The organism is Streptomyces sp. DSM 40750 (assembly GCF_024612035.1).
Taxonomy (GTDB): Bacteria; Actinomycetota; Actinomycetes; order Streptomycetales; family Streptomycetaceae; genus Streptomyces.
In genome coordinates this window covers 9,231,868-9,255,632 of sequence record NZ_CP102513.1, presented here as the reverse complement: position 1 = coordinate 9,255,632, position 23,765 = coordinate 9,231,868, and the positions used below count along the sequence as shown (strand labels likewise).

Below are 23,765 nucleotides of genomic sequence, written 5' to 3'. Positions count from 1 at the left end.
GGGGCTTCCTTCCGAGGTGGCTTGGGTGCTGATGCAAGCCTCGGCGACTCGGCGGGGTGTCCGGCTCGGTCGACCGGCTTCGGTCCGGGGGCGGTTCGGGCGATCCTCGTGTCAGCCGATCGGTTGATGCGGTCGGCGGTCCACCACGTTAGACAAAGGAGAGCGGCCTGCGACAGACACCAGACCTCGGAGAACGACCTGCGACACCTCCACGACGAACACGACAAGCAGTACGAGCACGTGAGAAGGCCGGTGAGGCGATGAGCACGGCAACCCGGCCGGTGAGGCGATGAGCACGACATACACGGCCGGTGAGGCGATGAGTCGGCCGGAGGACCGGCCCACGGATCCGGACGCGCGCTGGCTGGCGGCGGTCGTGCACGCCGCGTTCTTCCTGCTGCTGTGCTCCTCGTTCGCGCGCTTCCTGACACGTGATCAGGGCGGGGCGCGTACGGGCTGGGTGGTGGCGCTGTTCGCGGTGTTCGGCCTGCTCTACGCCCTCGGACGGCTGCTGGCTCCCGCACCGCCTCCCGGTGGCCGGCCGTCCGCCCGGCATCTGGGCTGGCTGGGCTCGGTGACGGCGGTCTGGGTGGTCCTGCTCGCGCTCGCGCCGAGTGCCACCTGGTGTGCCATGCCGCTGCTGTTCGCGGGTCTCCACACGCTGCCCCCGCGGCTCGCGGTGCCGCTGGCGGTCGTACTCACCGCGCTGGTCGTCGCCGCCGAGATACGGGTGTCCGAGGGCACGCTCAACCCCAACATGGTCGCCGCCCCGCCGGCCATCGCCGCGGTGGCCACCGCCGTCTTCGTCCATCTGCGGCGGCAGGCGGCCCGGCAGCGCGTCCTGATCGACGATCTGGTCCGCACCCGCCGCGACCTCGCGGCCACGGAACGGCGGGCGGGCGTCCTGGCGGAACGGCAGCGGCTGGCCACGGAGATCCACGACACCCTCGCCCAGGGCCTGTCCAGCCAGCAGATGCTGCTGCAGGCCGCCGACCGTGTCTGGCGCACGGACCCCGACGCGGCCCGCGCGCACATCGGGAAGGCCGCCGAGATCACCACCCGCAGCCTCGCCGAGGCACGCAGGTTCGTCCACGACCTGGCACCGGCCGATCTCGCCGAGCGTTCCCTGCCCGGCGCGCTCGACGCGCTCGCCGAACGGGAGAGCGGCCCGGGCCTGACGGTGGAGTTCCGTCTCGACGGCACCCCGGGCCGGCTCCCGGAACGCGTCGAGGCGGCGCTGCTGCGCATCGCCCAGGGCGCGCTGGCCAACGTACGCGAACACGCCGCGGCGACGCGGGCCGCGGTGACCCTGACCTGCCTGGACGACCAGGTCTCGCTGGACATCGCCGACAACGGGCGGGGGTTCGATGTGGAGGGGCGGTCGGCCGTCGGCGGGCCGGGGCGGTCGGCATTCGGGGTGGGGCGGCCGGCATTCGAGCCCGGCCGGCGCGCTGCCGAGCCGGGCCGGGCGGCCGCCGAGGCAGGCCCGGACACCACCGAATCAGGCGAATGGGCCACGCATCCGGGCCGGGCCGGCGCCGAACCGGACCGAGCGGCCGCCGAACCGGGCCGGGAGCGCGGGCACGGGCTGCCGGCCATGCGCATCCGGGCCCAGCAGTCGGGCGGCACGTTCACTGTGGAGTCCACGCCGGGCGAGGGCACCGTCGTGTCGGTGGCCGTCCCCCGCACGCCGATCGCCCTCGACACCACCAAGGAGCGCGTCCCATGAGCGAGTCGGTCCCCTCACCGCCTGCCCCCTCAGGACCTGCCCCCTCACCGCCGATCCGGCTCCTGCTCTGCGACGATCACGCCGTGGTGCGTGCCGGGTTGCGCGCGCTGCTGTCCAGCGCCGTCGGCATCGAGGTGGTCGGTGAGGCGGGCACCGGCGAGGAGGCGCTCGCCATGGCCGCCCGTCTTCACCCCGACGTTGTGCTGATGGACCTGCAACTCGGTGACGGCATGGACGGCGTGACGGCCACCCGGCAACTGACGTCACGGGCGGCCGACGCCCCGAACACCCCAGCCGGGCCGAACATCCCAGCCGGGCCGAGCGACCCAGCCGACGGCGGCACTTCGGCCGACCCGGCGGCTCCGGTTCCCCGCGTCCTGGTGCTCACCATGTTCGACACCGACGCCGACATCAGCCGCGCCATCGAAGCGGGAGCCACCGGCTATCTGCTCAAGGCCGAACGACCCGACGAACTCTTCGCCGCGATCCGCGACGCCGCGTCCGGCCGTACCGCGCTCTCGGCGCCCGTGGCCGACCGCCTGCTGGCCCAACTGCGCAGCCCGCGCCCCACCCTGTCCGAGCGCGAGCACGAGATCCTCGGCCAACTGGCCCGCGGACTGGGCAACCGGGAGATAGCCCGAGCCCTCTTCATCAGCGAGGCCACCGTCAAGACCCACCTCGGCCGCATCTACGGCAAGCTGGGCGTGGAGACACGGTCGGGGGCGGTGGCCGTGGCGAAGGAGCGCCGACTGCTGCCCTGACGGACCACCCGACCGCCGCACGGTCCCTCGGCCGGCCGCCCACCGCACGCTCCCCCGAGCAACCCACCGCACGGCCCCTCAGAAGAGGGCAGTCCCCCGCTCGAAGTCCAGCAGGCGCTGCTTGCGCTCCACACCGCCGCCGTAGCCGGTGAGGCTGCCGTCGGAGCCCACCACGCGGTGGCAGGGGACGATGATGCCGACGGGGTTCTTGCCGTTGGCCAGGCCGACCGCGCGGGACGCCTTGGGGTTGCCGAGGGCGTCGGCGAGGTCGCCGTACGAGCGGGTCCGGCCGTAGGGGATCCGCACGAGCTGTTCCCAGACGGTGCGCTGGAACGGGGTGCCGTGCAGCCGCAGTGCGAGGGAGAACTCCTTCAACTCACCCGCGAAGTAGGCCTCAAGCTGTTCCTCCGGCTCGGCGAAGAGCGTGTCGTCGCGTAGGCCGAAGGTCTCCTCCGGCGGGCGGTGGCGCTGCTCGGTCATGTAGAGGCCGCACAGGACGCCGTCGTCGGCGACGAGGGTGAGCGGACCGTAGGGACTGTCGATGACGGTGTGCCGCTTCTGCTGTTTCATGGGAGGTCCTTGAAAGATCGATCGACCCTGGAACCGGCTCGTCCGGACGGCTCGTCCGGACCGGCTCATACGGGAAGGAAGTTGATGGGGTGGCTGTCCGTCGCCCACAGGTACTGGACCGCGTACGCCCGCCACGGCCGCCAGGCCGCCGCACGGGCCGTGAGGGCGGCCGGGGTGGACGGCAGGCCCAACTCCTTCGCCGCGCGCCGGATTCCGAGGTCGCTGGGGAGGAAGGCGTCGGGGTCGCCGAGGGCGCGCATGGCGATGACGTCGACGGTCCAGGGGCCGAAGCCGGGGAGGGCGAGGAGACGGACGCGGGTCTCCGCCCAGTCGCTGTCGACACCCAAGTGCAGCTCACCGTCGGCGAGTTGCCGCACCAGCGTGGTGAAGGTGGTCCGGCGGGTGCGGGGCATCGCGAGGGTCTCGGGGTCGACGGCCGCAAGCGCCTCGGGGGACGGGAAGAGATGGGTGAGGCCGCCCTCGGGGTCGTCGACGGGTTCGCCGTGCGCGGTGACCAGCCGGGCCGCGTGGGTGCGGGCGGCGGCCGTGGACACCTGCTGTCCGAGCACCGCCCGCACGGCGAACTCGGCCTCGTCGACGGTACGCGGCACCCGGCGCCCCGGTGCCTTGTCCACCAGCGGCGCGAGCACCGGGTCGGTGCGCAACTGCTCGTCGACGGCGACCGGGTCGGCGTCCAGGTCGAGCATGCGCCGGCAGCGGCTGATGGCGACGGGCAGGTCGCGCAGATCGCTGAGGGTGAGGCGGCAGCCGATGTGGTCGGGCTCGGGCGTGAGGCCCACGATGCCGTGGCCGTACGGCAGGCGGAGCGTGCGCCGGTACGCGCCGTCGCGCCACTCCTCCACGCCGGGTACGGCGGTCGCGGCGAGGTGGCCGAAGAGGTTGTCGGGGTTGAGTGGGGCCCGGAACGGCAGCCGGAGGCTCAACACCCCTGAGGCGCCCGGGGAGTCGGAGCGCTGCCGGGCCGACCGCGTGGCCCGGTCGCGCAGTTCGCTCGGCGACAGCGCGAAGACCTCCCGCACCGTGTCGTTGAACGTCCGGACCGACGCGAACCCGGCGGCGAACGCGATCTCCGCCATCGGCAGGGCTGTCGTCTCGACCAGCAGCCGCGCGGTCTGCGCCCGCTGCGCCCGGGCGAGCGCCAGCGGCCCCGCCCCCAGCTCGGCCAGCAGCTGCCGCTCGACCTGCCGGGTGCTGTAACCGAGCCGCCGCGCCAGCCCCGGCACGCCCTCCCGGTCCACCACCCCGTCCCCCACCAGTCGCATCGCCCGCGCCACCAGGTCCGCCCGCTGATCCCACTCCGGCGACCCGGGACTCGTGTCCGGTCGGCACCGCTTGCACGCCCGGAACCCGGCCTGCTGACACGCCGCCGCACTCGGATAGAACGTCATGTTCTCCGGCTTCGGCGGCACCACCGGACAACTGGGCCGACAGTAGATCCGCGTGGTCAGCACCGCCGTGAAGAACCACCCGTCGAACCGCGCGTCCTTCGACCGCACGGCCCGCACACACCGCTCGACATCCGTGTACATCCCGTTCCGCATGACTCAAGCATCGAGGACGGAAAGGGAGGAGGGCTGGCGAGAATCCGACATCAAGGTGGGGGTGACCTCGTGACCGCTCGGACCCAGCCCGCCCCATCGCCACCCCGGAGTGCGCGGCGGCGAGAGCGGGCGCACCATTGACAAATACATGAAGACACATTCATGCATTCGGTGCGATGAGTAAGATATCCACCATGGGTCATGGAGCCGTAACCGCCACCTCGCAGGACGTCACCTCTCGCGTGCGCCTGGACGCGGCCAACGTCGCCAAGGTGGCCACCACCCTCCAGGCCCTCTCCACCCCGTCCCGTCTGCTGATCCTGGCCCGGCTGCGCGAAGGCCCGCTCCCGGCGACCGAGTTGGCCGCCGAGGTCGGGATGGAACAGTCCGCCTGCTCCCACCAGCTGCGTCTGCTGCGCAATCTGGGCCTGGTCGTGGGCGAGCGGCGGGGTCGTTCGGTGGTGTACGCGCTGCACGACCACCATGTCGCCGAGCTGCTGGACCAGGCCGTGTACCACGTGGAGCACCTGAAGCTGGGGATCAGCGACGCGCCGGACGGCGACTGAGCCACCCGGCGCCAGCTGAGGCCCCCGGCCTGTGGTCGAAGGCCGGGGCGTAGGTCACGTCGCCGGAAGCTCGGGCAGCATGGGCCACACGTCGGGCCGCTTCCGGGGCCTCACGACCGTCAGCCGGCCTGCTCGGCGAACGCCGCGTACGCCTCGTCGTCGAAGAGGACGAATCTGACCTCCTCGACCGACGTCTCCGTGGCGCGTACGGTCTCCACGGCGATGCGGGCGGCGTCCTCCATCGGCCAGCCGTAGATGCCGGCGGAGACGGCGGGGAAGGCGACCGTGCGGGCGCCCAACTCGTCGGCCACGCGCAGGGATTCGCGGTAGCAGGAGGCGAGGAGGGCGGAGCGGTCCAGGCTCTGGCTGTAGACCGGGCCCACCGTGTGGATCACCCAGCGCGCGTCCAGTTCGCCTGCCGTGGTGGCGACGGCCTGGCCGGTGGGGAGGCCCTTGCCGTAGTGGGAGGCGCGGAGCTTGCGGCAGTCGGCCAGGATGGCGGGGCCGCCGCGCCGGTGGATCGCGCCGTCCACTCCTCCCCCGCCGAGGAGGGAGGAGTTCGCGGCGTTGACGATGGCGTCGACGGTCTGCCGGGTGATGTCGCCCCGGACGAGGGTGATGGTGGTCATGCCCGCCTCTATACCAGCCGACGGGCCTTGCCGACCCGCCCCGTATCGGGCGCTGTCGCCCTCCGCCAAGGCCGCGTCACGCCCTACCAGCTCACCGGCAGCGACCGCACCCCGTGGATCGTGCTCATCGTCAGCGCGAAGTCCTCCGGTGGTGCGGTCAGGCGCAGGCCCGGCAGGCGGTCGAAGAGGGCGGGCAGGCCGACCTGGAGTTCCGCGCGGGCGAGGGACTGGCCGATGCACTGGTGCAGGCCGTGACCGAAGGCGAGATGGCCGGTGGCACTGCGGCGGACGTCCAGTGCGTCGGGGTCGGCGAAGGCGGCCGGGTCGCGGTTGGCGGCCTGGACCGCCACGATCACGCCCTCGCCCGCAAGGATGCGGACGCCCGCGACCTCCACGTCCTCGGTGGCCGTCCGCCGCAGTCCCGAGTGCGCGACGGTCAGATGGCGCAGCAACTCCTCCACGGCACCGGGCCACAGGCCGGGGTCCGCGCGCAGGGCGGCGAGCTGGTCGGGGTGACGCAGCAGGGCCACGACCGCGAGCGGGAACATGTTCGCGGTCGTCTCGTGACCCGCCACCAGCAGCAGCGAGGCGATGCCGACGGCCTCGGGCGCGCTCACCTCGCCGGTCGCCACCCGGTCCCGCGCGAGACGCGAGATGAGATCGTCGGCGGGCTCCCGGCTCCGCCGGGCGAGCAGTTCGCCCAAGTACGTGTGGAGGGCCTTTCGCGCGGCCAGCATCTCCTGCGGCCCGGAGCCGAGGCTGCTGAACGACCTCGCCTGCCGCTGGAAGAAGTCGTGGTCCTCGTACGGCACCCCGAGCAGCTCGCAGATGACGAGCGAGGGCAGCGGCAGGCTGTACGACTCGACCAGATCGGCGGTGGCGGCGGCCTCCGCCGCCGGCACCGTCCCGGTCGCCGTCATCGCGTCGAGCAGTTCGTCGCAGATCCGGGCGATGGCCGGCCGCAGTTGCTCGATGCGGCGGAAGGTGAAGTCGGGGATCAGTACGCGGCGCAGGCGGGTGTGGTCGGGCGGGTCCATCATGAAGAACTGGCCCGGCGCGCGCGGCGGCGACTGGGGCCGGAAGCCGGGGAAGCCGTCGCGGGTGGCGTCGGCGCTGAAGCGCGGGTCGGCGAGGACCGCGCGGGCGTCCTCGTAGCGGGTGACCAGCCAGGGGCTGTTGTCGCCCCAGATCGTGACCCGCCGGATCGGTTCCTCGGCACGCCACTTGGCGTACTCGGGCGACGGGTCGAGCAGCGGGCGCAGGGTGGGAAGGGGCGGGTGCGTCGTCATTCGGGCCGTCCTTCCTCGCCCTCGTCCAGTCCAGCGAGCCCCAGGAGCAGGGACTTGATCTCGGTGGCGGCATAGGCCTCCCGGGTCAACTCACTTGTGGAGCAGAGCAGTACGGGCCCGTCGTCCGGGTCGGCGGGCAGTCGGCCGTGGCTGCCGCTGACGCCGGCGGGGTTCAGCGGGACGGTGCTGATGCGGTAGCGGAAGCCCAGCTTCTTGCGGGCGACCTGGCCGATCGCGCGCAGTTTCACCGCGGGGACGGTCTCGTCGTACAGCAGCTCGGCGGGGTCGTAGCCGGGCTTGCGGTGGATCTCGACCTGGCGGGCGAAGTCGGGGGCGCGTTCGTCGTCGAGCCAGTAGTAGTACGTGAACCAGGCGTCGGGGGCGGCGACGGCGACCAGTTCGCCGGAGCGTTCGTGGTCCAGGCCGTGGGCCGCCTTGCCCTCGGCGTCCAACACCTGTTCCACGCCGTCGAGTTCGGCCACGATCTTGGCGACCTCCGCGGTGTCGGCCGGGTCCCGCACGTAGACGTGGGCGACCTGGTGGTCGGCGACGGCGAAGGCCCGTGAGGTCCAGGGGTCGAGGTACTCCATGCCGTCCTGGGTGTGCACCTGGAGCAGACCGGCCCGGCGCAGGGCCCGGTTGATGTCCACCGGGCGGGACACCGGGGTGATGCCGTACTCGCTGAGGGCCACCACCGTGGCGCCCTCCCGCAGGAAGTGGTCGATCAACGGGCGCAGGGAGTCGTCGAGTTGGCGGGCGGCGCGGATCGTGGCCGGTGAGTCGGGTCCGGACCGCTGCGGCTCGTAGTCGAGTTGGGGTATGTAGACGAGGGTGAGGTCCGGGTCGTGCTCGTCGAAGACCTGGCGGGCGGCACCGAGGATCCACTGGGTGGAGGGCATTCCGGCGTTGGGGCCCCAGTAGGTGAACAGGGGGAACGGGCCGAGCCGGTCGGTGAGTTCGTCGTGCAGGGACGGTGGCCAGGTGTAGCAGTCGGGTTCCTTGCGGCCGTCCGAGTAGTAGACCGGACGCGGGGTGACGGTGAGGTCGACGTCCGCGCCCATCGCGTACCACCAGCAGATGTTGGCGACCTTGTAGTCGGGGGCGGATCTGCGGGCCGTCTCCCAGATCTTCTCGCCGCCGACGAGCGCGTTGTGCTGGCGCCACAGCAGTACTTCGCCGAGGTCCCGGAAGTACCAGCCGTTGCCCACCGCGCCGTGACCGGAGGGCGGTTCGCCGGTGAGGAACGTGGACTGGACCGTGCAGGTCACGGCGGGGAGTACGGGGTCGAGCCGGGCCCGGAAACCCCGCTCGCCGAGGGCGGCCACCGCGGGCATGTGCTTGAGCAGCTTGGGGGTGAGGCCGACGATGTCGAGGACGACGAGCCGGGTGGGTCGGGTGCTCATTGCTGGTTCTCCTTGAGGCCGATTCGGGTGCTCACCGGCGGTTCCCCCTGCGGCGGCGCCGGATGCTCGTCACTGGTCCTCCTTGAGGCCGAGCCCGGTCAACCGGTCGCGGGCCCAGGAGAGTTCGGCGGCGATGCCGCCGGGCAGGTCGGCGGGCGGGTCGGGGAGGACGGACCACGTGTAGGTCTCGACCTCGATGTGGTCGCAGTCGGCCGCGGCCCCGCCGAGCAGTCCGGCCAGGACGCGGCTCAACTGGTCGGCGGTCGTGCGCAGAGGTGGTTCGGGGTCGGCGTGCAGGGGGGCGTGGAAGTGGACGCGCCAGGGGCCGGTGTCGGTGGGCAGACCGCCGTCCAGCGCGTCCGGCAGGTCGTCGACGCCCCTCACCGCGGGGTCCTCCTGCGCCGCCGCCGTACGTGTCTGGTGCAGGAACCGTGGCTCCGCGAGGCGTCGCAGGGCCGCGCGGGCGGCGGGGTCGGCCGGGTCGGCGGCCTCGACCGCGCAGGATGCCTGGAGCTTGACGACGGGCAGCCCGGCGTCCGCGAGGCGGCGCAGGGCCGCGCCGGGTTCCTCGAACTGTACGGCGAGGTGGCAGGCGTCGAGGCAGACGCCGAGCCGTTCGGGATCGAGGCCGCGCAGTTCCCGTACGGCCTGGGCGGTGGTCTCCACGACGCAGCCGGGCTCCGGTTCGAAGCCGACGCGTACGCGGCGGCCGGTGTCCGACTCGATCGTGGCGAGCCCGGTGGTCAGCCGGTCCAGGGCGCGACGGGCGGTCTCGGCGCGGTCCGCCGGCCAGGGAGTGCGCCAGGCCAGTGGCAGGGTGGAGACGCTGCCCCGCTCGGCGTCGTCCGGGAGGAGTGCGGCGAGGACGCGCGCGCAGTCGAGGGTGTGGCGCAGGCGCGCCTCGTCGGCCCAGTCGGGGAGGTACACGTCCTTCTTGACCACCTCGCGGTGGAACCCGGCGTACGGGAAGGCGTTGAGGGTGACGGTCTCCAGGCCGCGCGCCGCCAGCTCGCCCTTCAGACGCTTCAACTCACGTGGATCCACGGTCAATTGGGTTACGACATCGCGGGCGAGCCAGAGCCCGATGCCCAGCCGGTCGACGCCCAGGTGTTCGCGCACCGGCTCGGCGTGGGTGGCGAGTTGGGCGAGGACGCCGTCCAGATCCTCCGCCTGGTGGACGTTGCTGCAGTAGCCGAGGTGGACGGCGGTGCCGTCCGGGTGCCGGAATCGCACGGCGGTCCCTCACTCCCCGCCACGTCGGATGGAGTTGCCCTGGAAGCTCGACTCGTCGTCCGGCTTGGGTTCGTCGAGGTCCAGTCGGCCGCTCTGCCCGTAGAAGGCGACGGGGTTGCGCCACAGCACCCGGTCCACGGCGTCGTCGTCGAACCCTGCCGCGAGCATCGCGTCGGCCGTCTTCCGGGTCTTGAGCGGGTCCGAACGGCCCCAGTCGGCGGCGGAGTTGACGAGGACGCGCTCGGTGCCGTGCGCCTGGAGGATGGTCACCATGCGGTCCTCGCTCATCTTGGTCCTCGGGTAGACCGAGAACCCGGCCCAGCAGCCGCTGTCGAGGACCATGCCGACGGTCAGCTCGTTGAGGTGGTCGAGGACCACGAGTTCGGGGGCGATGCCCGACTCCCGTACGACGTCCAGGGTCCGGCGGGTCCCGGTGGCCTTGTCGCGGTGCGGGGTGTGCACGAGGGCGGGCAGTTCGTGCTCGATCGCGAACCGGAGCTGGAGCGCGAGCGCCTCGTCCTCCTCGGGCGTCATGGAGTCGTAGCCGATCTCACCGACCGCGACCACCCGGTCCTTGGCGAGATAGCGGGGCAGCTCGTCCAGCACGGGCCGGCAGCGCGGGTCGTTGGCCTCCTTGGGGTTGAGCGCGATCGTGCAGAAGTGCTGGATGCCGAACTGGGCGGCCCGGTAGGGCTCCCAGCCCAGCAGCGAGTCGAAGTAGTCGTAGAAGCTCTCGGGCGAGGTGCGGGGCTGCCCCAGCCAGAAGGCCGGCTCGACGACGGCGCGCACCCCGGCCGCGTACATCGCCTCGTAGTCGTCGGTGGTGCGGGAGGTCATGTGGATGTGGGGGTCGAAGATACGCACGGGCAGGCCTCTTCCTCGGATTGTTCGGTGAGCGGTGCCGGCTTTATGCGGAGGCGGTGGCCTGGTGGAGCGCCGTCAGGGCGCGCACGGCGGCGTGGCGGCGGTCGGGCGGGGCGGCGTTCGTCTCGGCGGACAGCTCGTCGGTGAGGTGGTCGACGGCGGGGAAGGCACGGACGACGGGCCAGATGTCCGCCGGTACGTCCCGTCCGGCGGCGACCCGCTCGTGCGCGAAGTCGGCGAGCATACGGGCGAGTTCGGCGTCGGCGCGGGCGCCGAGCCCGCCGATCCGGTCCAGCGGGATCTCGTGGAAGACGCACTTCAGTACGGCCTGCCGGTACTCGTCGTCCGGGAGGCGGGCGGCGCCGTACGGGCCGAGGGCGGCCACGATGAGGCTGCTGTCGTTGCCGCGCAGGGCTTCGCGGACGAGTGGCAGGGCGAGTTCACCGAGCGGGGCCTGAACGTCGTCGCCGGCCTGGGAGTCGGCGAACAGGGGCAGGGCCCGCAGTACGGCCCGCTGTTCGGCCGGGTCGCCGTGGCGGAAGAGGCCCGCCAGTTCGTCGGCGAGCGGCTGCCCGCCCAGCGGCAGCGCGGCGAGCAGGACGGCGCGGGCCGCCTCGTCGAGGGTCCAGTGCGCGTCCAGCCGCGCGCGCCCGCAGCGTCTTCGCGCGGCGGGGAACAGGGTCCGTACGGCGGCGGGCCGGTCGGCGATGCGGGCCACGGCCTCGTCGAGCCAGGCGCGGGCCGCCGCGTCCAGGGCGTGATGGGCGAGGAGGGTTCGCGGGTCGGAGAGTTCGGGGGATTCGGCGGGCTCGGCACACTCGTCAGACTCGGACAGCGGCATTCCGGTGGACATCATGACGGAACAACCTCCTGATGGGGCTGGAGGACCGGACGGGATGGGGGGCAGGGGGGTGGAGGGCAGGGGGGTGGAGGGCAGGGGGTGGAGGGCAGGGGGGTGGAGGGCAGGGGGGTGGAGGGCAGGGGGGTGGAGGGTCGGATCAGGCCGTCGCCGCGCGGAGGAAGTCCAGCGAGCGGCGGGCCACTTCGGGGGCGTCGAGGGAACCACCCTGGATCTCCACGGAGACCAGTCCCCGGTGGTCGAGGTCCTGGAGGGCGGCGAGCACGGGCGGGAAGTCGATCTCGCCGGTGCCGAGTTCGAGGTGCTGGTGTACGCCCCGCCGCATGTCCTCGATCTGCACGTTCAGCAGGCGCGGGGCGGCGAGGCGGACACACTCCAGGACGGTCCGGTCCTCCACGCAGTGCGCGTGCCCGACGTCGAGGGTGATCCCGAACAGCTCGTGCCCGCCGACCATCTCGGCGAGTTCCAGGCACCGCTCCACGGTGTCGACGAACATGTACGGCTCGGGCTCGAAGGCCAGCGAGACGCCGTACTCCCCCGCCGTCTCCAGGACGGTCTCGACGCCCACGGCGAGCCGCTTCCACGCGTCCCGCTCCGGCAGTCCGCCGTCCGGTGCCGGGCCGCTGCACAGATGGACGGTGGGCGAGCCGAGGTCGGCGGCGATGCGCACGGCCCGCCGCAGCAGGTCGACCCTCCGCTCGGCGCCGTCCGACATGAGCGTCGGGTGGTGTTTGCCCCAGGGGTCGAGGAGATAGGGCGCGCCGGTCTCGACCGTCACGTCGAGCCCGTGCCGGGCCAGCTCCCGGGCGACCGCGGTCACCTGCCGGGGCAGATCGTCCGCGTACGGGTCGAGGTGGCCGTGGTCGAGGGTGAGCGCGACACCGTCGTAGCCGAGGTCGGCGAGGACCGCGAGGACGTCGCTCAGCCGGTGGTTGGTGAAGCCGTTGGTGCCGTAGCCGAATCTGAGGGGGGTGGGGGGAGGGTTCATTCCGGTGCTGCTCCTGCGGAGGTCTGTGCTGTTCAGGTGGGGGAGATGCGCCGGGCGAGCCGCCGCGCGAGGGGGTGCACGACGCCCAGGGCCGCCGCCGCGGCCGTGGCCCCGCTCCGCGCGGTCAGCGCAGCCTGCAGCGGCACCAGCCCGAGAATCCCGGCCCCGACGGCCCGCCGTACGTTCTCGCCCGAGGGCTCGCGTACGGCACGGGCCTGGGCCGTGCCGTAGCTTCCGAGGTAGGCGAGGGCCCCGGCGGCGACCACCGCCGCCCGCGCCGCGGTCGATGGGGAGGCGGCGGCGGTCTCGGCGGTCACGGTCGAGCGCGGGATCGCGGTGGCGCGGGCGGTCGCGGTCGAGCGAAGAACCGCAGGGGTCCCGGCGGTCGCGCCGGACCGTGTGGCGGCGGTGTTCCCGGTGCGCTGCGAGAAGCGCCCCGCGTAGGCGACCGCCGTGCGGACAGCCGGGAGTGCCGTGGCGAGGGCGGTGGTCGCGGAGGCGGCGAGGGTCGTGGCCGGCAGCCGGGCGGGGGCGCCCGAGATCTCGTGGCGGCTGAGGACGGTCAGGGTGTAGGTGTGGGCGCCGACCAGCGCGGCGGGGACGGCGCCGCGCCGCAGGGCGGCGCCGGTTCCGGTCGTACGGCCCGGCCCCCGCCCGGCGGCCAGGGCGCCCGCGAGGACGTCGAGGGCGCGCGCGGTGGCCATGGCGGCGGGGCCCGCCGGGGTGGACTTGAGCTTCAGGTCGTACGCCCAGACGGCGCCCGCCAGCGGGAGCGCTCCCAGAAGGCTCCGGCGGCCCCCGGAGGCGGCGGCGAGCGCGAGGCCCCCGGCGGTCAGGGCGCCCGCGACGGCGAGGGCGGTGCGACGCGGGACACGGCCCGACGGGACGGGGCGCTCGGGGCGCTCGACCGCGTCGATCGTGGCGTCGGCGTAGTCGTTGAGGGCCATGCCGGCCCAGTAGAGGCAGACGGACGAGCCCATCACACCGAACGTCCGCACACCCAGCGGGTGTCCGGCGGCAGCGGCGCCCGCGAGCACATCGCCCGGGACACTCAACGCGGCCGGTGCCCGGACGAGTTGTGCCAGGTCGGCGAGGCCCATGGCAGGCCGGGAGCCGGAGCTCAGTACCGCTCTCCGATCTTTCATGGCGGCAACCTACCCACGTGACTTGAACATTCACACGGAGAAGGCGTGAAGATCTTTGTCGATTCGTGACTTTGCCTTACCGGCCGATGAACCCTCTTGGGCGCACTTGATCACTGGTGCACCCTCGACCGCCCGAAAAGCACCCGAAACTGTCCGAAAACCGTCAGAGTTCCTGCCGCAGCCTCCGCCACACCGCCTTGGCCGCGTTGTGCCCCGACATGCCGTGCACACCCGGGCCCGGTGGGGTCGCCGAGGAGCAGATGAAGACGGCCGGATGTGGTGTGTGGTACGGGAAGAGCGAGACCTTGGGGCGCAGCAGCAACTGCAGTCCGGACGCGGCGCCGCAGGCGATGTCCCCACCGACGTAGTTCGCGTTGTGCGCGGCGAGTTCGGGCGGGCCGGCGGTGGCGCGGGCGAGGACGCGGTCACGGAACCCCGGGGCGAACCGCTCCAGTTGCCGCTCGACGGCGTCCGTCAGGTCACCCGTCCAGCCGTTCGGCACATGACCGTACGCCCAGAAGACGTGCTTGCCCTCGGGCGCCCTGCTGGGGTCGACGAGACTGGGCTGCACGGTGATCAGGAACGGCGCGTCGGGTGCCCGGCCGTGCCGCGAGGCCGCGTCGAGCGCGGTGCTGATCTCCGCCTTGCTCGCCCCGACCTGGACGGTGCCGGCGCTGCGCGCCTCCTTGGCGGTCCAGGGCACGGGGCCGTCCAGCGCGTAGTCCAGCTTGAAGACACTGGCGCCGTACCGGTACGACTCGTAGGAGCGCCCGAAGCCCGCGATCCGGGCCAGCGCGGTGGGCGAGGTGTCGAAGACGTACGCGCGGGCGGGCGGCAGGTCGTCGAGACGCTTGACCTCGTAGTCGGTGTGGACGGTGCCGCCGAGGTCCTTCAGATACGCGGCGAGCGCGTCGGAGATGGCCTGCGAGCCGCCCCGGGCGACCGGCCAGCCGGCGGCGTGCGCGGCCAGCGCGAAGACCAGACCGACGGCGCCGGTGGCGAGACCGCCGAGCGGGGCGATGACATGGGCGACGAGCCCGGCGAACAGTGCCTTGGCCCGCTCGTCCTTGAAGCGGCGCATCAGCCATGTCGAGGGCGGCAGCCCCACGAGGCCGAACCGGGCGAGGGTGAGCGGGTCGCGGGGCAGCGCCGACAGCGGCAGCGACATGAAGTCCCGGGCGAGGGTGTCCCACTTGGGCAGGAACGGCTCGACCAGCCTGCGGTACGTGCCCGCGTCACGCGGCCCGAACGAGGCGGCCGTCTCCCCCACCGAGCGCGACAGCACGGCCGCCGAGCCGTCGAGGAAGGGATGCGCCATGGGCAGCTCGGCATGCAGCCACTCCAGGCCGTAGCGGTGGAGCGGCATCGCCTTGAACGCGGGCGAGTTGACGCCGAGCGGGTGCGCGGCCGAGCACGGGTCGTGGCGGAAACCGGGCAGGGTCAGCTCCGCGGTGCGGGCGCCCCCTCCCACGGTGTCCTTCGCCTCGAACACGGCCACGGAGAACCCGCGGCGGGCCAGCTCCACGGCAGCCGTCAGGCCGTTCGGCCCCGCCCCCACCACCACCGCGTCGAGCATCGACGGCACGTCCGGACCCCTTCGTCAGCCGATGGCCAGCAAGCTCCGCCGACGGGAATCCCCGCCCGCCGACAGACCTGCGCTCAGGATATGCCCGGCCACCGACAGGCCCGGGCATGGGTAGGGCCCCGCCGACGGACGCGCCGGTTCCGCTGCACCGCTCCGACCTGGGCACCTGGGCACCTGGGCACCTGGGCACCTGGGCACCTGGGCACCTGGGCACCTGGGAGGTTTCCCGGTCGCCCGAGTCGGCAGGACGACACGTCTCGGCGCCGGGTCAGGCTCCGTCCGACAGCAACCCCACCACCCGGCGGGCCGTGGCCGCGTCCCGGGCGGCGGTGAACGGCAGTGCGTTGCCGCCGGTTATGCGGAAGGGCTCGCCGGTGAGGGTCAGGTGGGCGCCGCCCGCTTCCTCGACGAGGAGGAGGCCGGCCGCATGGTCCCAGGCCGCCTCCCAGGAGAAGGCGACAGCGTCCAACCGGCCCTCGGCGACGGCGAGATACTCCAGCCCGGCCGACCCGCAGGCGCGCGGGGCGACGCCGTCCGTCCAGAGGCCGAGGAGGGCCGCCTTCTGCTCCTCCGTGGTGTAGTCCGGGTGGGAGGTGGCGATGTCGAGGTCACGGCCGGGGTCGGGCGAGCCGGCGCGCAGAGGCTCGCCGTCGAGGGTGGCTCCCTGGCCGCGGATCGCCACGGCGAGCCGGTCGAGGGCGGGCGCGTACGTCCAGGAGGCGCGCAGGACTCCGCCCTGGGCTAGGGCGACGAGGGTGCAGAAACCGGGCTCGCCGTGCACGAACTGCCGGGTGCCGTCCACCGGGTCGACGATCCACACCGGCGCGTCGCCCTGGATCGCTTCGTACGACAGCGGGTTGGCGTGCACCGCCTCCTCGCCGACCACGACCGAGCCGGGCAGCAGCGCGGCGAGCGCCTCCGTCAGATACAGCTCGGCCTTGCGGTCGGCGTCGGTCACCAGGTCGTGCGGGCCGTTCTTCTCGTCGACCTCGTGCGCGCCAAGCTGCCGGAAGCGCGGCATGATCTCCGCGGCGGCGGCCTTGCGGATCGCTTCCTCGACGTCCGAGACGTGCCGGGCGAGAAACTCGTCGATGGTTTCGTTGTCTTCGATCATGCCTCCATGACAGCATGCGGCACTGACAATCCCCGCCCGGCCGGTGTATTCGGTATGGAATGGGCATGAATACCCGGGGCGGACGCGCATCGGGTACAGCGCCAGGGACCCACCGGGCGCCCTCGGCCCGACCGCCCCCGCTCAGCGCCCGACCGCGTACCCCTGCATCCCGCGCGGATTCGCCGCCGCCGACAGCACCCCGGTCTCCGGGTCCCGGGCGACCGCGCACAGCCGCCCCTCGGACCAGGCCTCGCCGACGGTGACGTCGTGGCCACGCCGGCGCAGCTCCGCGACGACCTCCGGGGCCATGCGGGACTCGACGGTGACGCTGCCGGGGCGCATACCGCGCGGGTAGAAGGAGCCGGGAAAGCCGTCGTTGTGCCAGTTCGGGGCGTCGATCGCGCCCTGGAGGTCCAGGCCGCCCCGGATCGGCGCGCGGAGGGCGACGGCGAGGAAGAAGTGCAGCTGCCACTGGTCCTGCTGGTCGCCGCCGGGCGTACCGAAGGCCATGACCGGCACGCCGTCGCGCAGCGCCAGCGACGGGGTGAGCGTGGTGCGCGGCCGCCGGCCCGGGGTGAGCGAGTTGGGCAGCCCCTCGTCCAGCCAGGCCATCTGCAGGCGGGTACCGAGCGGGAAGCCCAGCTCGGGCACCACGGGGTTGGACTGCAGCCAGCCGCCGCTGGGCGTGGCCGCGACCATGTTGCCCCAGCGGTCGACGATGTCGAGGTGGCAGGTGTCGCCCCGGGTGCCCCCGTCGGCCGCGACCTCGGGCTCCCCCGGCACCGGCGACCGCGGACTCTTGGCGACGGTGGGCTCGCCGACTCCTCCGAGACCCTTCGCGACGGTGGGCTCACCGACTCCCCCGAGACCCTTCGCGACCGTGGGCTCACCGGCCCCCAGCGGGTTGAAGCCCGGCTCATCCGTGGCCACCACGCGCGCGTGGGCGCTCAGCCTCGGGGCGCGACCGCCGGGGCCGCCGGGCCTCAGCTCGTACGACGCCGTCGCGTCGACGAGCGCCCGCCGCGCGGCGTTGTACTCGTCGGACAGCAGTTCGGCGAGCGGCACCGGGGCGGCGTCCCCGTACCAGGCCTCCCGGTCGGCCATGGCGAGCTTGCAGCCCTCGACGAGGAGGTGCACGTACTCGGCGGACCCGTACGCGGGCAGTTCGGGCGGCAGCAGGGCGAGCTGCTGGAGGAACGCCGGGCCCTGGCTCCAGGGGCCGGCCTTGCACAGGGTCCAGCCGTTCCAGTCGTATGTCGCCGGGGCCTCGTAGGACGCGGACCAGGCGGCCAGGTCGGCCAGGGTGAGCGTCCCGGTGTGGTGTGCGCCGCTGGTGTCCAGAGTGGGCCGCCGGGCCTGCCGGACGAGGGCCTCGGCGATGAAGCCGGAGCGCCACACCTCGCGCGCCGCCTCGATCCCGGCCTCCCGGTCCCCCGCTCCCTCGACCTCGGCGAGCAGCCGCCGCCAGGTCGCGGCGAGGGCCGGGTTGCGGAACAACTCGCCGGGACGAGGCGACCGTCCCTCCGGCAGATACACCTCCGCGGACGAGACCCACTCCTTCTCGAACAGGTCACGCACCGACTCGACCGTCGCCCCGACGTTCTCCACGGGCGCGTGTCCGTCCTCCGCGTACCCGATGGCGTACTTCAGGACATCGGCCAGGTCCTTGGTGCCGTGGTCTCGCAGCAGAAGCATCCACGCGTCGAACGCGCCCGGCACGGCCGCCGCCAGCGGCCCCGTGCCGGGTACGAGCTCCAGACCGAGCCCCCGGTAGTGCTCGATCGACGCCCCGGCGGGCGCCACGCCCTGCCCGCACAGCACCCGGACCTCACCGTCCGCCGGGGCGAGGACGATCGGCACCTCGCCGGCGGGCCCGTTGAGATGTGGTTCCACGACGTGCAGGACGAAGCCCGCCGCCACGGCCGCGTCGAACGCGTTGCCGCCGTCCTCCAGAACGGCCATCGCGCACTGCGACGCCAGCCAGTGCGTGGAGGACACCATTCCGAAGGTCCCCTGGAGCGTCGGTCGAGTGGTGAACACGGGCGGACTCCTCACTGCGCGACGGGCATTCGCAGATCGTACGCAGTAGGCAGTACGCAGTCCTCGGACAGCCCTCTCGGCAGCGACCGCTCACCGACGGCTTCCTCAAGGACGCCGGCCCGCCGTCAGCACATGCCCGCCCGCGCCCAACAGCGACGGCTCCGACTCGATCCGCCGGGTCGCCGCCAGCACGGCCTCGCGGCGCTCCGGGTCGTCCAGCCACTCCTCCACGCCGCCCAGCAGCCAGGCGACGCCCTCGACGCCGTACTGCCCCTCGTGCTCGAGCCCGGCCTCGGTGAACTCGCCCGGCACCTCGGCCGGGTCGGCGAAATAGGCCGTGGTGAAGTGCGGGTCCTCCGGCGCATACCGGTGCCGGCCATCCCTCGAGACGGCGTCGACGCGCTTACGGCGCTCCGGGATGAAGTAGTTCCCTTGCAGGAGGGTGTCGTGGAGCCCCGCGAACCGGTTGATCGTGGCCGCGACCACCACACCACCCGGGCGCACGGCCCGACGGGCCTCGGTCAGGGCCCTTACCCGGTCCGGGCGTTCGGGCAGATGGTAGAGCGGCCCGAGGAGGAGCACGACGTCGTACGCGGTGTCCTCGGCCGGCAGCGCGCGGGCGTCCCCGAGTCGGGCGGTGACCCCGGGCAGCCGCCCGGACCGTTCCACGTGCGTCGGCACGGGGTCGACGACCTCGACCTCGTACCCGTCCCGCGCCAGCCACTCGGCGTGGATCCCCGTGCCACCGCCGACGTCGAGCACACGCGCGGGAGCCTCGGGCAGGAGCCGCCGCAGGATGTCCTGGGTGCGCCAGAACTCCAGCCGTCCGGTGCCCTGTCGGAGGCGGGCGTCCTCCTTCCCCTGCTCGTAGTAGGCGAGGATCTCCCCGCGCAGGGAGGGGGGTTCGGGTTCGGTGGCATACGGTGACCGGGTCATGCCTCCAGGGTGCTGATCAGGGCGCGGACCGGGCAACCGATTAAGACCTCATCCGCTCATGACCGTTCGGCGGCCTTCGTCCACGCCGTCGCGCCGAGGCGCCCCGTGTTGCCGAGGTCGATGCCGCCCTCGGGGGTGAGGACCTCGGCAGGCCGGCCCGCGAGCGGGGCGATGCGCAGGTACGGGGCGTTGACGGCGGGCACGTCCGCCTCGGTGACCGTGTTGCGCCAGACCAGTGAGGTCCTGGCGGACTCGCCGGGCCTCAGGGTCACCTTGTGCGGGCCCGGGTCGGGCACACCGGAGGTGATGTCCTGCGGGCCCTGGAGTACGCGTACGTCGTCGTAGGGCTCGCCTCCCTCGTCGAGCACCTGAAGGAAGGGATAGCCGTTGACGGTGTACGGCTTCGTGCCGCAGTTGGTGAGCGTCACGCCCATCGCCCGCAGCCCCATCGCGGCCTCGACGAGGTCGGGCAGCATCCGCACCCCGGAGGACGGGCAGGCGGCCGTCGGGTCGGCCGACGCGCCCCCGGTCGGCCACACCTCCAGCCCCGACGCCGTGGCATCCGGCGGTTCGGAGACGCGCAGGCCCTCGGGTTGTCCCGTTCCCGCCGACGCGGCCGACACCGAGGGCACCGCGCGGTCGGGGTCGAGCTCGCGGTCGACCTCCGCCGAGAGTCCGCAGCCGCCGACGGCCAGGGTCAGCGCCGCGACCAGGGCCGCGAGGGAGGCCGTACGGCCGTGTATCGGGATCATGAGCCGATCCTGACACGGGTGTCGGGCGGAAGCCGTGACTCCGCCGAGGACACGTATGACGCCCCCGTACAGTCGGCGCTCCTTGAACCGGACCTCGAACCCGCGAGCCCCTGTCACCACGTATGCACGGAGCGAGTTCGTACTTTCGCCCCACAGGTAGTCGTGTGACACTGGCGTACCCCACCGCCCGGCGGTACCACCGCCTCGACCCCGAGAAGTGCGCTGTGCGTGATCTCCCTCTGCCGCTCGCCCTCACCGCGCGTCTGCTGCCGGTCGCCGTACTCGCCTGTGCGGGCTGGGCGTTGTCGTCCGGTCCGCCTGCCGCGAGCCCGGCCGGGGAGGACTCCGCGCAGGACACCGCGTCCGGGCCCGTCTCGACCTCCGAGTCCGCGCCTTCGACGTCGACCGCGTCCAAGACGTACACGAAGGCGCCCTCGCCCTGCTCCGGCATCACGACCAAAACGGTCACATCCCTTGTTCCGGGCGCGAAGACGGCCGGCAAGGAGATCGCGTCGACCAACGAGTCCGTGCGCCGCACCTGTTCCTGGAACGCGCTCAAGGGCTTCGACTACCGCTGGCTCGACGTCTCGTACGAGATTCAGGAAACGGACGACAAGGCGGAAACCACCTACAAGAACCGCGTCACGGAGAAGAGCGGCGGCGGTGCGGTCCCCGGTCTCGGTGACGCGGCCTACTCCGTGGTGAACCTCACCACCGACAAGAAGCAGCAGACGCGCGAGGGCATCGTGTACGTCCGCGTGTCCAACGCCCTGGTGGTCGTCACGTACAACGGCAGCGACTTCGAGTCGCAGAAGGCGCCCGGCACGGACGAGATCAACAAGGGCGCCATCAAGGCGGCGAAAGAGGCGGTGGCCGTGCTGGAGGACGCCCGGTAAGGGGTACGTCTCTCCGGCACAGCCACCGGCCCACTCCACTCAGGGGGTCGTCTCAGGCTCCTTGTGGCCGGCCATCAGCGCCACGTACAGCAGCATCGACGCGCCCAGACCCACCGCCCAGCCGTAGTCGGCGAGCGGCTTGAGGAACGGGATGATGCCGTCGGCCGGGAACGGCCCCGACGAGACGCCGTCCGCGGACACGGTCGAGTACGAACCGCCGACCGCGAGGACGCCACCGACCACGAAGGCCACGATCGCGCGCCAGTTCCAGCCGTTGGAGTACCAGTAGCGGCCCCCGGGCGTGTACAGGTCCACGAGGTGCAGGACGGTACGGCGGATGATCCAGTAGTCGGCGATGAGGATGCCCGCGACCGTGCCGAGCAGACCGCCGACCACGCCGAGCCAGGTGAAGATGTAGAACTCGGGCGTGGAGATCAGCTTCCACGGGAAGATCAGGATGCCGACGACACCCGTGATCAGCGCGCCCGTACGGAAGTTGATGAGCTTCGGCGCGAGGTTCGCCAGGTCGTACGCCGGTGAGACCACGTTCGCCGCGATGTTCACGGAGATGGTGGCGACCAGCACGGTGATCAGGGCGAAGAGGAGTCCGAAGACGTTGTCGGCCTTGGCGGCCAGCGTGACCGGGTCCCAGATGGCCTCGCCGTAGACGACCTCGGAGCCGGAGGTGACCAGCACGGCGAGGACGGCGAAGAGGGTCATCGTGGTGGGCAGGCCGAGGGACTGACCCCAGGTCTGCGCCTTCTGGCTGGCGCCGAAGCGGGTGAAGTCGGGGATGTTCAGGGAGAGCGTGGCCCAGAAGCCGATCATGCCCATGAGCGACGGGAAGAAGACCGGCCAGAAGTCGGGGCCCCAGCCGAGCTTGGAGGGCTGGTCGAGCAGCGCGCCGAAGCCGTCGGCCTTGACCGCGATCCAGATCAGCAGCACGAGCGCGCCGACGATCACGAAGGGCGCGGCCCAGTTCTCGAAGTGCCGCAGGAAGTCCATGCCGCGGTAGATGATCGCGATCTGCAGCGCCCAGAAGAGGACGAAACAGAGCCACAGCGGCCATGGGTTGCCGAAGACCAGTCCGGCCTTCTCCCACTCACCGCCGGTGAGCTTGGAGCCCAGGGCGAAGATGCCGCTGCCGCCGATCCAGGTCTGGATGCCGAACCAGCCACAGGCCACGGCCGCGCGGATCAGCGCCGGGATGTTGGCGCCGCGCAGACCGAAGGAGGCGCGGGCCAGGACGGGGAAGGGGATGCCGTACTTGGGTCCTGCGTGCCCGGTGGCCAGCATCGGCAGCAGCACGATGATGTTGGCCAGGGCGATGGTGAAGACGGCCTGCTTCCAGTCCATGCCGAGGGCGACCAGGCCGGAGGCCAGGGTCCAGCTGGGGATGCAGTGGGCCATGGAGATCCACAGCGCCGCGAAGTTGTACGTCGTCCACTTGCGCTCGGAGACGGGTACGGGACGCAGGTCCTCGTTGGCGAAGGGGCTGTCGGCGGGGAAGGCCCCGGGAGCCAGCTCGATCCGGCCGGACAAGTCGGCGGACTGGGCTATCGGCGACCCCGTGGGGACTGTTTCGGTCATGGGCAGGCCAATCAAGGAGGCGGGACGGGAAAGAAAGGCCGTGCGGAGGCCTTGGGCCCCTCCCCAGGACGGTGGGGAGGGAGTCAAGGTGTGGGGGGGTCGGATAGTGGAGCGGTTGGTTCCGGATCTTGCGGTGGCGGGATTCTTACAGTCGCCGGCCCGGGACGGAAGCCCGGGTCAGGCCGCCGGCCTGGGCCGGGAACCCGGGTCAGCCGTTGAGCGCCGGGATGACCGTCGAGCCGTAGACGTCGATCACCCGCTCCTGCGCGTCATGCATGTCGTACACGGCGAACTGGTCCACGCCCAGCGCGCGCAGCGCGTTGATCTTCTCGATGTGCGCCTCGGGGGTGCCGATGACGCAGAACCGGTCGACGATCTCGTCCGGCACGAACTGGGTGTCGGGGTTGTCGGCGCGCCCGTGGTGGGAGTAGTCGTACCCCTCGCGGGCCTTGATGTAGTCCGTCAGCTCCTCCGGTACGGCCGCGGAGTGCTCGCCGTACTTCGACACCAGGTCGGCGACGTGGTTGCCGACCATCCCGCCGAACCAGCGGCACTGCTCGCGCGCGTGGGCCAGCGCCTCGGGCGAGTCGTCCTCGGTGATGTACGCGGGGGCGGCCACGCAGATCTTCACCTCGGACGGGTCACGCCCGGCGGCCACGGCCGCGTCCTTGACCGCCTTGACCATGTACTCGGTCAGATAGAGGTCGGACAGCTGGAGGATGAAGCCGTCGGCCTCCTCGCCGGTCATCTTCAGGGCCTTGGGGCCGTACGCGGCCATCCAGACCGGGAGTTCGGCGTCCTCCTTGATCCAGGGGAACTTGACGACCGTGCCACCGAGGTCGGCCTCCTGGCCCGAGCCCAGCGCCCGGATGACCTTCATCGCCTGGCTGATCCTCGCCAGCGTGTTCGGGGTACGGCCCGCGACGCGCATCGCCGAGTCGCCGCGGCCGATGCCGCAGACCGTGCGGTTGCCGAACATGTCGTTGAGCGTGGCGAAGGTCGAGGCGGTGACCTCCCAGGTGCGGGTGCCCGGGTTGGTCACCATCGGACCGACCGTCAGCTTCGTGGTGCTGGAGAGGATCTGGCTGTAGATGACGAACGGCTCCTGCCACAGCACGGCGGAGTCGAAGGTCCAGCCGTATGTGAAGCCGTTGTTCTCGGCGCGCTTCATCAGCTCGATGACACGCGAGGCCGGCGGGTCGGTCTGCAGGACGAGTCCGAAGTCCATGACTCTCCTAGTTCTGGTAGCGTCTT

21 protein-coding genes are annotated in these 23,765 nt (G+C 72.3%); 4 read left to right on the top strand and 17 right to left on the bottom strand.

Going from position 1 to position 23,765, the window contains the following annotated elements; all coding sequences use genetic code 11:
- The first annotated feature begins 319 nt into the window (after window positions 1-319).
- Window positions 320-1,729 carry a sensor histidine kinase gene (locus JIX55_RS40550; RefSeq protein WP_257569645.1) on the top strand — a complete coding sequence of 470 codons (1,410 nt, stop codon included), beginning with the start codon at window positions 320-322 and terminating at the stop codon, window positions 1,727-1,729.
- Window positions 1,726-2,490 carry a response regulator gene (locus JIX55_RS40545; RefSeq protein ID WP_257568190.1) on the top strand — a complete coding sequence of 255 codons (765 nt, stop codon included), beginning with the start codon at window positions 1,726-1,728 and terminating at the stop codon, window positions 2,488-2,490. Before JIX55_RS40550 ends, JIX55_RS40545 begins: the two co-directional genes overlap by 4 nt.
- A 78-nt stretch (window positions 2,491-2,568) precedes the next feature.
- Here the strand turns inward: JIX55_RS40545 and JIX55_RS40540 are convergent, their stop codons facing one another.
- Together JIX55_RS40540 and JIX55_RS40535 are read right to left on the bottom strand one after the other, a co-directional pair.
- A complete protein-coding gene (locus JIX55_RS40540) occupies window positions 2,569-3,060 on the bottom strand; it encodes a methylated-DNA--[protein]-cysteine S-methyltransferase (protein WP_257568189.1) in 492 nt (163 codons plus the stop codon).
- 65 nt (window positions 3,061-3,125) lie between these two features.
- Window positions 3,126-4,610: an AlkA N-terminal domain-containing protein gene (locus JIX55_RS40535; protein ID WP_257569644.1), complete on the bottom strand. Its 1,485-nt coding sequence runs from the start codon at window positions 4,608-4,610 to the stop codon at window positions 3,126-3,128.
- Between the two features lie 206 nt (window positions 4,611-4,816).
- Here JIX55_RS40535 and JIX55_RS40530 point away from each other — a divergent pair, with 206 nt between their 5' ends.
- Window positions 4,817-5,188 (top strand): ArsR/SmtB family transcription factor, encoded by a 372-nt coding sequence (locus JIX55_RS40530; protein WP_257569643.1) that lies wholly within the window; start codon window positions 4,817-4,819, stop codon window positions 5,186-5,188.
- A 119-nt stretch (window positions 5,189-5,307) separates the two neighbouring features.
- On the opposite strand, the gene JIX55_RS40525 is transcribed toward JIX55_RS40530, so the two are convergent.
- The 13 genes from JIX55_RS40525 to JIX55_RS40465 form a co-directional block, all read right to left on the bottom strand.
- Window positions 5,308-5,817 (bottom strand): O-acetyl-ADP-ribose deacetylase, encoded by a 510-nt coding sequence (locus tag JIX55_RS40525; RefSeq protein WP_257568188.1) that lies wholly within the window; start codon window positions 5,815-5,817, stop codon window positions 5,308-5,310.
- Window positions 5,818-5,900: 83 nt separating this feature from the next.
- On the bottom strand, window positions 5,901-7,106 hold the full coding sequence (locus JIX55_RS40520) for a cytochrome P450 (protein WP_257568187.1): 1,206 nt from the start codon (window positions 7,104-7,106) through the stop codon (window positions 5,901-5,903).
- Complete coding sequence (locus JIX55_RS40515; protein ID WP_257568186.1) at window positions 7,103-8,509, bottom strand: alkaline phosphatase family protein; 1,407 nt, start codon at window positions 8,507-8,509, stop codon at window positions 7,103-7,105. Before JIX55_RS40515 ends, JIX55_RS40520 begins: the two co-directional genes overlap by 4 nt.
- 69 nt (window positions 8,510-8,578) lie before the next feature.
- The gene (gene eboE, locus JIX55_RS40510; protein WP_257568185.1) at window positions 8,579-9,742 is read right to left on the bottom strand and encodes a metabolite traffic protein EboE; all 1,164 of its coding nucleotides are present in this window, start codon (window positions 9,740-9,742) and stop codon (window positions 8,579-8,581) included.
- A 9-nt stretch (window positions 9,743-9,751) separates the two neighbouring features.
- Window positions 9,752-10,606 carry a TatD family hydrolase gene (locus JIX55_RS40505; protein ID WP_257568184.1) on the bottom strand — a complete coding sequence of 285 codons (855 nt, stop codon included), beginning with the start codon at window positions 10,604-10,606 and terminating at the stop codon, window positions 9,752-9,754.
- 43 nt (window positions 10,607-10,649) lie between these two features.
- Window positions 10,650-11,462, bottom strand: a complete 813-nt coding sequence (locus JIX55_RS40500) for an EboA domain-containing protein (protein WP_257568183.1) — start codon at window positions 11,460-11,462, stop codon at window positions 10,650-10,652.
- Window positions 11,463-11,604: 142 nt separating this feature from the next.
- The gene (locus JIX55_RS40495; RefSeq protein WP_257568182.1) at window positions 11,605-12,453 is read right to left on the bottom strand and encodes a sugar phosphate isomerase/epimerase family protein; all 849 of its coding nucleotides are present in this window, start codon (window positions 12,451-12,453) and stop codon (window positions 11,605-11,607) included.
- A gap of 32 nt (window positions 12,454-12,485) precedes the next feature.
- Window positions 12,486-13,553, bottom strand: coding sequence for an SCO3242 family prenyltransferase (locus JIX55_RS40490; protein WP_257569642.1), 1,068 nt, complete (start codon window positions 13,551-13,553; stop codon window positions 12,486-12,488).
- A gap of 208 nt (window positions 13,554-13,761) precedes the next feature.
- Entirely contained in the window at window positions 13,762-15,174 is a 1,413-nt protein-coding gene (locus tag JIX55_RS40485; protein ID WP_257569641.1) for a phytoene desaturase family protein, read from the bottom strand.
- 277 nt (window positions 15,175-15,451) lie between these two features.
- On the bottom strand, window positions 15,452-16,297 hold the full coding sequence (locus JIX55_RS40480; protein WP_257568181.1) for an inositol monophosphatase family protein: 846 nt from the start codon (window positions 16,295-16,297) through the stop codon (window positions 15,452-15,454).
- A gap of 141 nt (window positions 16,298-16,438) precedes the next feature.
- The gene (locus tag JIX55_RS40475) at window positions 16,439-18,337 is read right to left on the bottom strand and encodes a gamma-glutamyltransferase family protein (RefSeq protein ID WP_257568180.1); all 1,899 of its coding nucleotides are present in this window, start codon (window positions 18,335-18,337) and stop codon (window positions 16,439-16,441) included.
- A gap of 105 nt (window positions 18,338-18,442) precedes the next feature.
- Window positions 18,443-19,273, bottom strand: coding sequence for a class I SAM-dependent methyltransferase (locus JIX55_RS40470; RefSeq protein WP_257568179.1), 831 nt, complete (start codon window positions 19,271-19,273; stop codon window positions 18,443-18,445).
- Between the two features lie 56 nt (window positions 19,274-19,329).
- Entirely contained in the window at window positions 19,330-20,025 is a 696-nt protein-coding gene (locus tag JIX55_RS40465) for a DUF4232 domain-containing protein (protein WP_257568178.1), read from the bottom strand.
- A 224-nt stretch (window positions 20,026-20,249) separates the two neighbouring features.
- On the opposite strand from JIX55_RS40465, the gene JIX55_RS40460 reads away from it, so the two are divergent.
- Entirely contained in the window at window positions 20,250-20,921 is a 672-nt protein-coding gene (locus JIX55_RS40460; RefSeq protein WP_257569640.1) for a hypothetical protein, read from the top strand.
- A 39-nt stretch (window positions 20,922-20,960) separates the two neighbouring features.
- Here JIX55_RS40460 and JIX55_RS40455 read toward each other — a convergent pair whose 3' ends face one another.
- Together JIX55_RS40455 and JIX55_RS40450 are read right to left on the bottom strand one after the other, a co-directional pair.
- On the bottom strand, window positions 20,961-22,511 hold the full coding sequence (locus JIX55_RS40455) for an NCS1 family nucleobase:cation symporter-1 (RefSeq protein WP_257568177.1): 1,551 nt from the start codon (window positions 22,509-22,511) through the stop codon (window positions 20,961-20,963).
- A 208-nt stretch (window positions 22,512-22,719) separates the two neighbouring features.
- Window positions 22,720-23,739, bottom strand: coding sequence for a TIGR03842 family LLM class F420-dependent oxidoreductase (locus JIX55_RS40450; RefSeq protein ID WP_257568176.1), 1,020 nt, complete (start codon window positions 23,737-23,739; stop codon window positions 22,720-22,722).
- Window positions 23,740-23,765: the final 26 nt, after the last annotated feature.

Bases quoted from the DNA above. Each gene is read 5' to 3' on its own strand.
- JIX55_RS40550 (WP_257569645.1), top strand. From the start codon at position 320: ATGAGTCGGCCGGAGGACCGGCCCACGGATCCGGACGCGCGCTGGCTG.
- JIX55_RS40545 (WP_257568190.1), top strand. From the start codon at position 1,726: ATGAGCGAGTCGGTCCCCTCACCGCCTGCCCCCTCAGGACCTGCCCCC.
- JIX55_RS40540 (WP_257568189.1), bottom strand. From the start codon at position 3,060: ATGAAACAGCAGAAGCGGCACACCGTCATCGACAGTCCCTACGGTCCG.
- JIX55_RS40535 (WP_257569644.1), bottom strand. From the start codon at position 4,610: ATGTACACGGATGTCGAGCGGTGTGTGCGGGCCGTGCGGTCGAAGGAC.
- JIX55_RS40530 (WP_257569643.1), top strand. From the start codon at position 4,817: ATGGGTCATGGAGCCGTAACCGCCACCTCGCAGGACGTCACCTCTCGC.
- JIX55_RS40525 (WP_257568188.1), bottom strand. From the start codon at position 5,817: ATGACCACCATCACCCTCGTCCGGGGCGACATCACCCGGCAGACCGTC.
- JIX55_RS40520 (WP_257568187.1), bottom strand. From the start codon at position 7,106: ATGACGACGCACCCGCCCCTTCCCACCCTGCGCCCGCTGCTCGACCCG.
- JIX55_RS40515 (WP_257568186.1), bottom strand. From the start codon at position 8,509: ATGAGCACCCGACCCACCCGGCTCGTCGTCCTCGACATCGTCGGCCTC.
- JIX55_RS40500 (WP_257568183.1), bottom strand. From the start codon at position 11,462: ATGATGTCCACCGGAATGCCGCTGTCCGAGTCTGACGAGTGTGCCGAG.
- JIX55_RS40495 (WP_257568182.1), bottom strand. From the start codon at position 12,453: ATGAACCCTCCCCCCACCCCCCTCAGATTCGGCTACGGCACCAACGGC.
- JIX55_RS40490 (WP_257569642.1), bottom strand. From the start codon at position 13,553: ATGGGCCTCGCCGACCTGGCACAACTCGTCCGGGCACCGGCCGCGTTG.
- JIX55_RS40485 (WP_257569641.1), bottom strand. From the start codon at position 15,174: ATGCTCGACGCGGTGGTGGTGGGGGCGGGGCCGAACGGCCTGACGGCT.
- JIX55_RS40480 (WP_257568181.1), bottom strand. From the start codon at position 16,297: ATGATCGAAGACAACGAAACCATCGACGAGTTTCTCGCCCGGCACGTC.
- JIX55_RS40470 (WP_257568179.1), bottom strand. From the start codon at position 19,273: ATGACCCGGTCACCGTATGCCACCGAACCCGAACCCCCCTCCCTGCGC.
- JIX55_RS40465 (WP_257568178.1), bottom strand. From the start codon at position 20,025: ATGATCCCGATACACGGCCGTACGGCCTCCCTCGCGGCCCTGGTCGCG.
- JIX55_RS40455 (WP_257568177.1), bottom strand. From the start codon at position 22,511: ATGACCGAAACAGTCCCCACGGGGTCGCCGATAGCCCAGTCCGCCGAC.
- JIX55_RS40450 (WP_257568176.1), bottom strand. From the start codon at position 23,739: ATGGACTTCGGACTCGTCCTGCAGACCGACCCGCCGGCCTCGCGTGTC.